The sequence below is a fragment of the Desulfosporosinus sp. HMP52 genome, assembly GCF_000765145.1.
Classification (GTDB): Bacteria; Bacillota; Desulfitobacteriia; order Desulfitobacteriales; family Desulfitobacteriaceae; genus Desulfosporosinus.
Map to the genome: position 1 here is coordinate 25,449 of NZ_JMGA01000066.1, position 14,096 is coordinate 39,544.

Sequence of the window (14,096 nt, forward strand, 5' to 3'; positions counted from 1 at the left end):
CTTAAGGTTTTCATAAGAAATTCATTATGATATAAATTATGTATGCAGTACAATATAAAGTAAGTGTTTATCCAGGAAGAAGAGAGAGAACTTATGAGCATCAATATTTTAATTGTCGACGATGAAAAGTCCATAGCGGATCTAATTGAAGTTTATTTGGGAAATGAAGGGTTTAGGATATACAAATTTTATAACGGTCAAGAGGCGTTACAGTGTGTTGAGTCGGAACAGTTAGAGCTCGCAATACTTGATGTTATGCTGCCGGATATTGATGGCTTTACTATCTGCCGGAAAATTAGAGAAAAACATAACTTTCCGGTTATCATGCTGACAGCAAAAGAAGAAGAAATCGATAAGATTACTGGGCTGACATTAGGTGCGGAAGACTATATCACTAAACCCTTTCGCCCTTTGGAACTCGTTGCCCGTGTAAAGGCACAACTCCGGAGATTTACCAAATATAATTCTGCGGTGCGAAACCAGGAAGAACACTTGATTGCCTTTTCCGGCTTGGTAATGGACATGAAGACCCATGAATGTACACTGAATGAAAAAAGGCTATCTCTCACGCCTACAGAATTTTCCATTCTTTGGGTCCTTTGTTCCAATCGCGGACGAGTGGTCAGTTCGGAAGAATTGTACCATGAGGTATGGGGAGACAAGTATTTTGCCAATAGTAATAATACGGTAATGGTTCATATCAGGCATTTAAGGGAAAAGATGCATGACAGCGCAGAACATCCTAAATATATCAAAACTGTATGGGGGATTGGCTATAAAATTGAAAAGTAAGAGAGATAAAAGAAGGAATGATTATACAAAGTTAAAAAGGAAAGTATTTTTTCAAATGCTTCTGATTACAGTTGCCACCGCTGTGACTGTTTATCTATTGCGCTATATCCTGCGTGGACAGATAGGAAATCGTATCGTTCGATTTTTAGTCAACACATTTAATTTTGACAATTCGGAGGCACAGACAATCTATCTGTTGGTGATTCGCAACAATATGAACATGATCCTTTTTGTTGTAATCCTAATATTTTTAGTAATATTTTTTCGATTTTTTATTTCTTGGTTCACAAAATATTTTGATGAAATCAGCGTTGGAATGGATAAACTTGCTGAGGAATCCAATGATGAAATTACATTATCATCGGAATTGGATTTCATGGAAAATAAGCTTAATCAGCTAAAATACAACTTAGAAAAACAAAAGAAAGCTGCTCTTGATGCCGAACAGCGCAAAAATGATTTAGTAGTTTATTTGGCTCACGATATAAAGACACCTCTTACCTCCGTTATAGGATACTTAAGTCTTCTGGATGAAGCTCCTGATATGCCTCCTGAACAGAAGGCAAAATATGTCGGTATTACCTTGGAAAAAGCTTATCGATTAGAGCAGCTTATTAATGAGTTTTTCGAGATCACAAGATTTAATCTTCAAGCTATTGTTTTAAATAAAGAAAAAATCAATTTATTGTTCATGCTTCAGCAGATGACCGATGAATTCTATCCAATGCTCACGCCACAGGATAAGCAGGTGTCCATCAATGTGCCTGAGGGCCTCACTCTGTGGGGAGATGCAGACAAACTGGCTCGTGTGTTCAATAACATTCTGAAAAATGCGATAGCCTATAGCTATGAAAACAACGTCATTGACATTACTGCTAAACAACAGGACAAAAATATGGTGATAACATTTACAAACCAGGGAAATCCAATTCCGCGGGAAAAGCTTAAAACTATTTTTGAAAAGTTTTACCGATTGGATTCTGCACGTTCCACAAACACCGGTGGAGCAGGACTGGGTTTGGCCATCGCACAAGAAATTGTTAAGGCTCACGAGGGTACAATCTTAGTGGAAAGTAGTCTGGAAAATACTACATTTACGGTAAAGCTTCCGTTATAAGAAAATCTTAAGAAGTTCATAAGATGGAATTCCAACATAGCTCCTTGTTCTGTGGTTGAATAATATCAGCACAGAATAAGGAGCTGTTTTATATGGTACGAAAAGCAAAAAACAAAAAGCCAGGAATAAGCCTATTTGTAACAATTCTGATGATTGGTGTTATTACGGCTTTTATTTATCATTCCATTATTACTCTAGGAAACCATACGTATGAAATTGAATATGACAATAGAACAACATCGGTTCCTCCGGCTAAGTTAGAACCCACTACCTCTGTTCCTATATCTCCCGATAAGCTGAACAGTCCTAATGCGATTCTGATCCGGTTAAAAGATCATACTGTCCTGATGCGAAAAAACAGCGAAGAAAAAATCTATCCGGCCTCTTTGACTAAGATCATGACAGCAATTGTTGCGATAGAAAATTTACCTGATCTGAAGGGCGAAATCAAACTTACCAATTCTACGTTTCGGGGACTTTACGAAGCAGATGCCTCAATGGCCGGTTTCCAACCGGGTGAGCAGGTCAGAGCAATCGATTTGTTATACGGAGTAATGCTGCCAAGCGGAGCGGAGTGCTGTAACGGACTGGCTGATCAGATTGCGGGATCAGAGCAGAATTTCGTGAAATTAATGAATCAAAAGGCGGTAGGTCTAGGTATGAAAAATACCAAGTTTGAAAATTCGACTGGACTTCATAATGCAAACCACTACACAACAGTCCAAGATCTGGCTATTCTTCTAAGCTATGCTTTGAAAAATAGTACTTTCCGAGAGATTTTTACTTCATCCCGTCATTCCACGCAACCCACTAATAAGCACCCTGGCGGGATAACCTTTTACAGTACCATGTTTGAAGACCTCAATAATCAAAATATTACTGGTGGGGAAATCTTAGGAGGGAAAACTGGATATACCGATGAGGCCGGTCTATGTCTCGCGAGTCTCGCTAGAGTGGGCAAGGAAGAATATATTCTGATTTCAGCTGGTGCAAAAGGAGATCACCATTCGGAACAGTATAATATTACCGATGCATTAGCTGTATACAACGGTATTGGAAAACGATAAGCTATTTATTTTTGGAAAAGTGATATCTCAAGCAACTTTGTGATATTCAAATTAAAGGAACAAATGAAGAATATGCATACCAACAAGGGCGATTTCACCTTCTCAGTCGCTACATAGTAAGGGAAACCCGTCTTCTGATAGCTAACTTAGAAGGTCATTTCGAGCTGCTCAGTGATCATATCTCGAATTATGCTTCAATTAATGGGAATATACTTAATGATAAGCCCAGAGATGATTTGAAAGCATAGATAGAAATATTTTATAATTCAAATAATTTACTTAACAGGCCAAGAAGTATGCCCACAGAGGCAAAAAGAGTTCGAGATGAATTTCAATGATCGTATTTTGAGTATTTGCAATATGACAAGCGGAAAGATCACATGTTAAAATAATAATATTATTATTTAGCACTGAATTATGAAATTGGGGGCATTAATATTGGACAGCTTAAGTAATCAGAACGTCCCTCTAGGTAATACCCAACTCGTAAGCGATTATTTAGAACAAGCCTTAAGAGATTTCCCCAGAATTCCTGGAATGAAGGGTAGTTTTTTTGATAAAGGGAATCCCCTGATTGACATAGCCGGTAATTTTTTGGAGGCTCTTTTGAGGGGTGACCAGCAAAGTGCTAGAAAATATATTTTGGTCGGAGTGGAACAAGGTGTAGGGATCAAAGACATTTATCTAAATGTATTGCAGTGTGTTCAGAGGGAGATTGGTCAGCTATGGCAAACTAACAGAATAAGCATAGCCCAAGAACACTATTGTAGTGCAACTGTCCAACTAATTATGGCCCAACTCTATCCCCAGTTTATACAAGCTAATCGTAATGGACGAAAGATCATGGTGGCCTGTGTTTCTGGTGAACTTCATGAAATTGGGGCTCGTATGGTCTCGGATTTCTTCGAGATTGAGGGGTGGGATGCTAACTATATCGGTGCCAATACACCCCCAAATGAAATACTGGAGACGTTGACCAAACTTAATAGTGATGTTTTAGCACTCTCAGTAACAATGCCAAATCATGTTGGCAAAGTGAGGGAAGTGATATCTTTAGTTCGCTCCTCGAAGCTAGGACAAAGGACAAAGATTATTGTGGGAGGTTATCCCTTCAATATACAACCTAATCTCTGGCGGCAAGTAGGTGCAGATGGGTTTGGGTATGATGCTCAAGATGCTATAAATGTAGCGAATATTCTTTATGATGAATTAATTGTCCCTAAACAGTCTAACTTTAAGGCAACCGTAAAAATTGCAGTACCGAAGATTGATCCGGCTATACAAAGGAATTCTACCTGCTATCTGAATCCTCAAGATATCGAAACCGATGTACATGATCCATACTATGATGAAATGATGAGATTGAATAATGAGCTGGTAAACACCCAGCGGGAACTAAATATAAAGAACATAGAACTTTTAAAGATGTGCAAAGCTAAATCCTCGTTTTTGGCCAACATCAGTCATGAGATTAGAACTCCTCTCACGGTGATGCTAGCTTTTACGGAGGAATTACTTAACCGAGAATCTCCGCCTTCTAGTCAAGAGATAATCGATTATGCGACTGAGATCAAAGAAAGCGGACAGAATTTGCTTCAGTTAACCAACGATCTATTAGACCTTTCCAAGGCCGAAGCAAATCGGATGTCTTTAACTCTGACTGATGTTGACGTAGATCGTCTTGCCCGTTCAGTAGAAAGGAACTTGCAACCTCTGGCTCGCCGGCAAGAAGTATCTCTAAGACTAATAACAAAAAATGTACCACATATTATTGCTGATGAAGAACGGGTTAGACAAGTTATTTCTAATCTTCTGGAAAATGCCCTTAAGTATAGTCCTCCCGGCAGCTCTGTATGTTTAAAAATTCACGAAGCTCCTTTACAGGAAGAAGGGATAATCCTTGTGATTGAAGATAATGGGCAGGGGATTCCGGCTAGTGCACTACCGCATATCTTCAAGGAATATTATCGATTTGAACGTGAAGGAAAAGCTGTGAGTGGAACAGGTTTAGGCTTGTCCTTAGTTAATCAAATTGTAAATCTTCACATGGGTCAAATCACTGTTGATTCTGTTGAGGGGCAAGGTACTACATTCACTATTTACTGGCCCATTTATCCAGCTTTTGATCCGGAGTTAAAGTAAGTCAATCAATGATAGCTTTCATATAGCTGATTTTTAAGATCAATACTATCTGTATTTATAGAAGGGAACGGCGCTTATGGTTCGCAATAAAATTATAGTGGCAGAAGATGATATTCGTCTCCAGAAATTTCTCCATCAATATTTAACACGTGAAGGTTTTAATGTAATGGTTGTGGGAAAAGGGGATGAAGTTATTACAGCGTGCTTCCACTTTCAGCCGGATCTTTTGTTGCTCGATATCATGATGCAAGGAATGGATGGGTTTGAAGTTTGCCGCAAAATACGGGAAGAGAGTGATCTGCCTATTATCATTCTATCTGCTAAGGACGGAAATACGGATAAGATTTTAGGACTTACTTTAGGATGTGATGATTATATTACCAAGCCGTTTGAAAATGCTGAACTTCTTTTACGCATAAAAGCAGTTTTACGTCGTGTTAAAGAATTTAACCATAATAAAGACGGGCTAAATATCATAAAACTCCCTGGACTTACTATTAACAGGATTACAAGAGTTACTTGCCTCGGCGACAAGGAGGTTAAGCTAACTCCAAAAGAGTTTGAATTACTCTGGTTGCTGTCCTGTCGGACCGATCAAGTTTTTACCAGAGACCAACTCCTCTACCATATTTGGGGTTCCGAGTATTACGGTAATTCAGAAGTAGTTACCATGCTTGTTAAACGCCTGCGTGAAAAAATTGAGCCTGACGTGTCCAATCCTTATTACATTAGAACAGTGCACGGTGTTGGATACAAATTGGGAGTTAAAGCGGTTAAAGAAGCATGACTTCCTATTAGATTGTTAGTTATGAAAAATAGAATATCGTACTTCTTGTCAGAAAAATGTCATATTCATGTAAGAATAATGACATTTTTTCTTGTTATTATTCTAAATGAATAATATGGAGAAGAGAGAGGAAATAAGTCATGAATCTTAAAATCAGGACTAAGCTTTTAAGTGGGTTCCTATTATTACTAATCTTAATTGGCTTGGTTGGGTATCTTGGTCTTTCAGGCATGAATCGCACGGTAAGTAATTACAACGTTGTTGTACACACCAATATGCCCGTAGCAGCCTACGTTTGGGAATTGCGTTCCCTTCAGCTTGAACAAACTGCAATAGTTAGAGGGTACTTCATATACCAAGATGAAAAGTATCCACAGCAGTTTGCTGATTCGAATAAACAGATTGCAGACACTTACGACGCTATACAACCTTTACTTACTACTGAAAAATCCAAGGCCTTCCTGGCAGAGTTCAAGACAAACCATGATAAGTATCGGAATAATTGTGAAACAATTCTTGCTTTGATTAAACAAGGAAAAACTCAAGATGCATTGAACATTGCTGAGGAGTCACGGCAATATGTGGATAATAATAAAGCAATCACCTTGGAATGGACCCAATGGGTCGATCAGGTTAACACTGAGAAGGTAGACATTGTAAAGAATGAGGTTGCTAGAAAACAGTCCGAATCTTATATCGTTATGCTCTTAGCGATAATCGTTGGCCTGGGAACCGGCATTATATTAGCGCGTTCGATTTCGAGACCGGTAGTTGCATTAGCAAAGATGTCGGAATTCGTAGCTAAAGGGGACCTCACCCAACCAATGCCTATTATCAAATCAGGTGATGAGATTGAAACCTTAGCTAAGGCTTACGGTACTATGCTGGAGCATCTACGCAGCCTTATTCAAGAAATCGGTCACACTTCCCAGCAACTGGCTTCCACAAGTGAAGAAATGTCAGCTTCCGCTCAAGAAACAAATGCCTCGGCGGAACAAGTTGCTTCCACGGTCAACCAATTAGCGTTAGGAGCATCTCAACAAGCAACCGATGCCGAAAAATCTAGTAGTATTGTAACTCAGATGGTTGCCGAAATCCAACAAGTTGAAACTAATGTTCAAATAGTGGCGATTACAGGTGAAAAAGTAGCTCAAACCGCTCAACAGGGCTCCTTGGAAGCGGAAAATGTTATTGCCAAAATGGATAAAATTAGTACAGTTACCACCCAAACTGGCGAGGCTATTAAAACGTTAGGACTGCAATCTGAGAAAGTTGGACAGATAATTAACGTAATTAAAGATATTGCCGATCAAACTAATTTGTTGGCTTTGAACGCTGCTATAGAAGCTGCTCGAGCCGGTGACCATGGAAGAGGATTTGCTGTAGTTGCGGATGAAGTCCGCAAACTAGCGGAAAAGTCATCGATCTCAACCCAACAAATTGCTGAACTCATAAATAACATTCAAAAGGATACCATCCACGCGGTAAAATTGATGGATTTAGGAAGCCAGGATGTTATTGAAGGAGTCGAGGCAGTAACTAAAGCGAGTGGGTCATTCAAACTAATCGCAGCGGATGTGGAAGAAGTGGTCAATCAAATTCAGCAGGTTCAATCCATCTCCAAACAAATGTCTAACAGAAGTCGTGAAGTGGCTCAATCAATAGATAGCATTGCTGCTATCTCCCAGCAAACTGCTGCTTTTACTGAAGAGGTTAATGCAACTGGTGAAGAACAAATAGCAGCGGTTGCGGAAGTGTCCAGAGCTGCCCTGGAATTGACTACTTTAGCCGAAGAATTAAACAATATGGTACTACGTTTTAAATACTAAGACTCGTTGCATTTAATATATAAACTTAATCATTGACCCTTTTTCCTCTCTGCTTTAAGAGAGGATTTTTTAATTAATTGTATTGCTTAATATGTGTATTGATGAGATCAAGCAAATGTCTTAGATGATCTAGAAACTGAGCGAATAAATAAAGAGACAGGTGCTATGTTCGATAAGTTATGGAAATAAGGAATACCAAATAAATATACAGAAAGAGGGCCCTGTACTTAACAACTGGAACCCTCTTTACTTCATGGAAGGGACTTTAGTTGGAACTGACTGATGGATGTTGCAGTTAAGAATGGGAATTGCGCTAAGTTTAGATAAGTGGAAATGACAAACCTCAAACCTCTGCTGCGGTGGCCAAGTACCTAGGATAATTTATCCCTTCATATTTTTTACATCTACCGAGTGTCTCAAAAATATCTATTAAATATCAAGAATAAATTATCGGGACTATTTATATGATTTGTAGCAAAGATAAGTTTTCCATTGATATTCTCACAGAAGAACCCATAGTCTGATGTGACGGGTTTTCGACATGCTTCTTAGGGCTAAGGTGTTATTTCTCTAGGAGTTAAATGATCAGAAGGAGCTCAATATGAGAATAATGACAAGGATAATCTCTATTTTCTTAATAATTTGCTACATCATCACGGTTGGAAATCCTGCTTATGATTATGCATCTACTTCTTATATAACATCAACTTCTGATCAAACTATTACTACTACCCGACTTTTTGGCCAAACAAGGTATGAAACTGCCAAAGTAATTGCGGAAAATTATAAACAAGGGAAAGTCCGAAACGTTATCATTTGTGAAGGCAATGGGTTCACCGATGCATTATCCGCCAGCGTTTTAGCTCATAAAAAGGAAGCTCCTATTCTATTAGTTGATTCATCAGTTGATGGGTTTAAGGATGCTTATGAGTATATGGTACAACATCTGGATTCAACTGGGACGGTATATATCATTGGTGGAATTGGGGTTATTAGTAAGGAAGTTGAAACAAAACTTAATCTCCTTGGATTTAAAAAACTTGTTAGGATTGCTGGCAACAATAAGTATGATACATCTTATCAATTGGCAAATGCGCTTACAGATACAGCTGTATCTACTGTAGTTATTTCCTCAGGCGAATCATACCCCGACGCTCTAAGCATTTCTAGTTTTGCTGCTAACAACGGTTGGCCCATATTGTTAACACCCCAAGATACCCTTCCTGAGGAAGTCAAAAAATTTTTGTTAGAGAAAAAACCATCGAAAGTTTATATAACCGGAGGCGTCGGAGTAATTTCAGATAATGTTAAATCTCAAATCAGTAATTTGCTGCCTAAGTCTAATGTAGAAAGGTTAGCAGGTTTAGACAGATTTGATACTAACGTAATTATAGCCCAGACCTTTAAACCGAATCCGTCGACAATTTATCTTACTACTGGATGTGATTTTGCAGATGCCTTAGCAGGTAGTGTGCTGGCAGCTAAAAAAGGTGATCCTATAATATTTATTAACCCTTTAACACCAACATTGCCTAAATCGATAGCCAGTTATTTTGGGAAACTTAATGCTTGTAATATTAGTCCAATTATCATTGCTTTTGGTAGTAATGAAGTTGTATCGGATGAGATTCTAAAAAATTCAAGTGACTTGATTATAGGCACAGTGGAAGAAGATGATATCTATTATATAGAAGATATCACTTCAAACGTATTTCAGAATGAAGCATTTGCATTACCAGCATCGGTACAAGCAAAGCTCTATAACAGCGAGATTAGTGATGTAACTGTTCAATGGAATCCTTTGACAGTTGATACAAGCAAAGTGGGGCTAAGTGTTTATGACGGAGTTGTAGATGGATATAGGAAAACAATTAGACTTAATCTTAAAATTCATCTTACAAACAACAAGCCCATAATTAATGCTTTTAATCACATAGAAACCCCAACTTACGAGGGTTCAGGTCAAGCAGTTCATCCAAGTGTTATAGATTTTCAAACAGAATATAGTTTTGAAACTTGGGGAGGATTTCGTTATTGGATGGCACTTACCCCTTATCCCTACTTCAATAGTGCCTTCGAAAATCCAAGCATTTTGGTCAGTAGCGATGGACTAAACTGGATTAGTCCACCCGGTATAAAAAATCCGTTGTTTTTTCAACCTGGTTCCTTGCGCAATCACTATAATTCCGACCCAGAATTAGTTTATGACCCGGATCAAAACACATTGATTCTTTACTGGCGTGAATGCAGGGAAAATGCATTTGAGAGAATATGGGTTGTAAAAATTAGTCCGGATTATAAGCAAAGTGAAAAAATACTCTGCTTTGAAAAAGCTTGGGACTACCAAAAAAGCGGTCTAGTGCTATCTCCGACAATTTGGCGCAAGAATGCAAAAGAGTGGTATATGTGGACTACTGACGGAAGATTATCAATGCAACTATATACATCGACAGATGGCATAACCTGGAGTTCAGGACAACCTTGTAGTGCTCCCTGGGATACATGGAATGGTGGGTATATTCCTTGGCATATAGCAGCTAAACCCAATCACCCCGAAAAAAGAATTGATTTTTTAATCTCTGGGTGGCCTATTAAAGGGACAATTCAAGATTGTCAATTGCTCTACGCAACGGCACCGATGTCACAACCGAAAGAACTTAGTATGCCACTTCAGGAACCATTACTGCGACCTGGTGCTGGAGATACATGGGATAATGGTTACATTTACCGAAGCAGTTTTGTTCGGGAACCGGGAGATTCGACGAGATTCCGAATTTGGTATTCTGCTTGTTCGAAGCAGAAAACATGGCATATTGGGTATACCGAAGGAACGTTAACTAATCGGCAATAGGGCACTGGTTTTTTGTGGATTGTATTCCTTCTAAACTGTGGGCAACTTCCTTCAATTTTGTAAGAGAAAAATTTCGTTTTTGGGAACTCTTTGATTCCTTATTTAAGAGAACCTGCAAATAATCCCAAAAGGCAGCCGTAATATTGCTTTCGTTAATAGCAAAAACAACTAAAGGAGCTGAAGTCTTGACTACAAATAAGCCCACATCTTCCCTGACATAAATCGTAACTCCCTCCAAGTGTTTATCCTTCGTTAAATATACAGAAAAGTTTTCATTGGTCTCAAGGAGATGAATAACACCGTGCAAATGTTGAAGGTATTCATCCGGAGTATAGAATAGCTGGGTTTCGCTGAGGGCATCAGAAAAGTTTACTGCTACCTCACCAGCTAAAATCTGCTCAGGATTTGGCAGAGAGCAGATTACCGTAAAGCGGTATTTTGGGATATCTTCCAAAAACCTTCCTAATCGTATTTGATGAAGAGCCAACAATTGTTCTCTTCGGGACCTTTCTATTCGGGTCAAGATGCTGATCGCCACAGAAGGCGGCATGGTAATACTCGTGAGGCCATCTGCCTTTATAATGGTATTGTTTTTTTCATCCTCAAACTCATCCAGCAGTGAAAGATACTCACGGTTATCACTATTATTGGACGGAGTGGATATGTGCATCAAAGGACGACAAAGATGCAGAAAATCCAGAAATTCTTCTGACAACGCCTGAACTGTTTTGTGATTGGTGAAAAGGAAATTTGCTGCGTTTTTTGTCTTGCTTTCCACAGAAGAGGAGGTAACTGCTGCAGGGGTATCCGGAGCTACGAAGAAGGTCTGGCGGAATAAGCCGTCTTTGCTTTTGGCATAGTAATAGGGTTCTATGGCACCGGTCATATAAAGAGGCACCCAATGTTGAATGCCCAACATCATTTCATCAAAATTGCGGTTTGTGGAATGGATCATTTTTATCCGGTTGCCCTTTTTTAAAACTTGCACAAGCATTGATACCCATTGAGCAGTGAACTCTCGGTCACGAGTTAGCCACTCCATGTCCTCATCGCTGTAAAGAAACAGTGTTTGAGGGCATTTGCTTTTTAAAACCAGGGACAAAAAAGTAAATGCAGCGGTTTGTTTACCCTTAACCCCATAGAACACTTCATTTTCTGAAGTGATAATTGGTATATTGGCATTTTCAATAACTGAGCTAGGTTCCGATTTTTTGAATTTAAAATTAATTACTGTCTCGAGAAAGGAATTAATTGAATCAGTAGACGATGACTCTTTTTCATTAAGCCATTCATAAATGATTATTTCTAAGGGTTGTGATAATTCCGTTTCTGTTGCTTGGATTTGTGAACTGTGGACAATAGCTTCCCGAAGGCTGACTTTTTGACAGTCGTTTCCGCACTTCCGGGCAAAGTATTCAGCCATAGCCTGTAGGTAGGTAACATTTTTGGCTGGAGTTCGGTTGCCTCGGCGTAAACGACTGATAAATGACGCATCCAGGGCAATATTGCGAGCCAAAAGAATGTTGGAAGTTTTGGTAATTTGCATGAGAAGATCGAGCTTTTCTGCAAAGGTCAATATAAGCACCCCTAAAGAAGATTCTATCATATTATTATAAAAAATTGTGAATTATTTGGCATTAATCGTGCCAACAATTGTCAATGCCAATTTCCACTTGGTAATTATTTCATGATCATAATTCTGATAAAATCATAATTGGTGTATCACAGTTGAGATTTTAAGTCCCTTATGTTAAGGAAAGAGAGGTGAAAGTCGAGCCGTGTTCACTCGACATTTCTTTGACTTTTAAAATTAAACTTAAAACGGGTTTCTTTAAAACTCAGCCTTATGATCTTATCCTTGGTAAGGGACAGATAATCCTGACTCCCCTGGAGGATAATTATGACAGATGCTTGGTAATCAATGGGGAGGATTTACAAGCTATTTGGATTATCATCAGAAATGTGTCGGCTGAACTGGAAATAATGACTGCAACCAATAGTTATATCGCTAGCTTTACTGATCATACTTACCTGGAAGAAGTATCGATTGTCTTAGCTAAAGAATTTGGCAGAAAAGTGATCCTTCAGGACGAATTTTAGTTCGCAATTAAGGTAACCTATGGTCTGGATAACACTAATTTAAAGAAGCAGCGATATGCTCAAAGCGATCACATCCATGTTATTGGAATTTTCAACAAGCAGAATCGGAGTGGTCTGATGATAAATAATTCAGTTGAACAAGAAAATGAGCTATTGGATAAAGCATTCCGGGCAAGTCCTTGTTTAATGGCTATCAGTGCTATTGCGGACGGCCGTTATATCAAAGTCAACAAATGTTTTGAAGAAGCAACAGGTTTTCCTGCAGAAGAGGTAGTTGGTCGGACTTCAATTGAACTTAACATTTTCGATACTCTCAGTCGAACTAGAGTAGCAGAATTACTTATTAACCAAGGAACCCTAAAGAACATAGAAGCTAGTTTTCGAACAAAAGATGGGAGTATTCGAATAGGTCTGTTTTCAGCTGAATTAATAGAGTTCAATGGTCAAAAATGTATTTTAAGTGTAGCCAATGATGTAACCGAATTAAGGAATTACGAAAAGGAAGTTTCGAAGCTTGAAAGAATGAACTTGATAGGACAAATTGCCGCCAGTATCGGACATGAGATTAGAAATCCCATGACGACGGTACGTGGATATCTCCAGCTATTGGGCGCGAAAGCGGATTATATGGCGGAGAAAGCGACCTTCGACCTTATGATCTCGGAGCTGGACCGCGCTAATGAGATTATCGCGGAGTTTCTCTCAGTGGCTAAAATGAAACAAAATAAACTAAAATCAAAAAATCTTAACGAAATCATCAGTAATTTATACCCACTCATTGAGGCGGATGCCTTCACCCAAAATAAACAAATTTGTTTCATTCCAGGGGTGATTCCTGACTTGGAATTCTATGTAAAGGAGATTTCCCAACTAGTTCTTAATTTAACCCGCAATGGATTTGAGGCGATGGAAGAAAGAGGATGCCTTAATATTAGAACGTTTACAGAGGGTAAGAGGGTTGTTCTTCAGATTGAGGATGAGGGGAGCGGCATTTCTCCAGAATGCCTAAACAAGTTAGGAACGCCTTTCTTTACCACTAAAGATTATGGGACTGGATTAGGTTTGGCAACTTGCTACAAAATTGCAGAGAATCATAATGCTAAGATTCTCATCAATTCAAGTTCTAGTGGGACAAACATCGGTGTTCTTTTCCCTATAAGATAAGCCTATGGCAGTGACAAGTGAATCGACCTGACAACCTTGGTTGATAGGACTGACGGAGGCAGGGGTAACCGGTCGGGCTTGTACCAAGAATCTTACGCGCGTAAGATTCTTGGTACAAGCCCGGGAAAAGGCTCTCTTATTTAGGGTGATGCAATAAATTTAATTGATTTAAACTGGAAATAATTATAAAATGACTAAAAGCACTTTTACAATAAGCTATTAAAAGAGGGAGGACAATTTATGGAAG

Annotated in this window: 10 protein-coding genes; 9 read left to right on the top strand and 1 reads right to left on the bottom strand. The window is 38.9% G+C overall.

The window, feature by feature from the left end; translation table 11 throughout:
• Positions 1–93 precede the first annotated feature (93 nt).
• The 7 genes from vanR (at position 94) to DP73_RS22205 (ending at position 10,585) form a co-directional block, all read left to right on the top strand.
• Entirely contained in the window at positions 94–792 is a 699-nt protein-coding gene (vanR, locus tag DP73_RS20525; RefSeq protein ID WP_034602197.1) for a VanR-ABDEGLN family response regulator transcription factor, read from the top strand.
• Complete coding sequence (vanS, locus tag DP73_RS20530; RefSeq protein ID WP_034602198.1) at positions 782–1,909, top strand: vancomycin resistance histidine kinase VanS; 1,128 nt, start codon at positions 782–784, stop codon at positions 1,907–1,909. The genes vanR and vanS overlap by 11 nt, the downstream gene beginning before the upstream one ends.
• A gap of 92 nt (positions 1,910–2,001) precedes the next feature.
• On the top strand, positions 2,002–2,976 hold the full coding sequence (locus tag DP73_RS20535) for a D-alanyl-D-alanine carboxypeptidase (RefSeq protein ID WP_034602199.1): 975 nt from the start codon (positions 2,002–2,004) through the stop codon (positions 2,974–2,976).
• 438 nt (positions 2,977–3,414) lie between these two features.
• Positions 3,415–5,118 (top strand): ATP-binding protein, encoded by a 1,704-nt coding sequence (locus DP73_RS22200; protein WP_052090930.1) that lies wholly within the window; start codon positions 3,415–3,417, stop codon positions 5,116–5,118.
• Between the two features lie 76 nt (positions 5,119–5,194).
• On the top strand, positions 5,195–5,905 hold the full coding sequence (locus tag DP73_RS20545; protein ID WP_034602200.1) for a response regulator transcription factor: 711 nt from the start codon (positions 5,195–5,197) through the stop codon (positions 5,903–5,905).
• A 140-nt stretch (positions 5,906–6,045) separates the two neighbouring features.
• The gene (locus DP73_RS20550; protein WP_052090933.1) at positions 6,046–7,734 is read left to right on the top strand and encodes a methyl-accepting chemotaxis protein; all 1,689 of its coding nucleotides are present in this window, start codon (positions 6,046–6,048) and stop codon (positions 7,732–7,734) included.
• Between the two features lie 601 nt (positions 7,735–8,335).
• Positions 8,336–10,585 (top strand): cell wall-binding repeat-containing protein, encoded by a 2,250-nt coding sequence (locus tag DP73_RS22205; protein ID WP_052090935.1) that lies wholly within the window; start codon positions 8,336–8,338, stop codon positions 10,583–10,585.
• Here the strand turns inward: DP73_RS22205 and DP73_RS20560 are convergent.
• The gene (locus DP73_RS20560) at positions 10,572–12,161 is read right to left on the bottom strand and encodes a hypothetical protein (RefSeq protein WP_034602202.1); all 1,590 of its coding nucleotides are present in this window, start codon (positions 12,159–12,161) and stop codon (positions 10,572–10,574) included. The genes DP73_RS22205 and DP73_RS20560 overlap by 14 nt on opposite strands.
• A 188-nt stretch (positions 12,162–12,349) precedes the next feature.
• Between DP73_RS20560 and DP73_RS20565 the strand changes: the two genes are divergently transcribed.
• Complete coding sequence (locus tag DP73_RS20565; RefSeq protein ID WP_128751453.1) at positions 12,350–12,685, top strand: hypothetical protein; 336 nt, start codon at positions 12,350–12,352, stop codon at positions 12,683–12,685.
• Positions 12,686–12,802: 117 nt separating this feature from the next.
• Entirely contained in the window at positions 12,803–13,849 is a 1,047-nt protein-coding gene (locus DP73_RS20570; protein WP_034602205.1) for an ATP-binding protein, read from the top strand.
• The last annotated feature ends 247 nt before the right edge of the window (positions 13,850–14,096 follow it).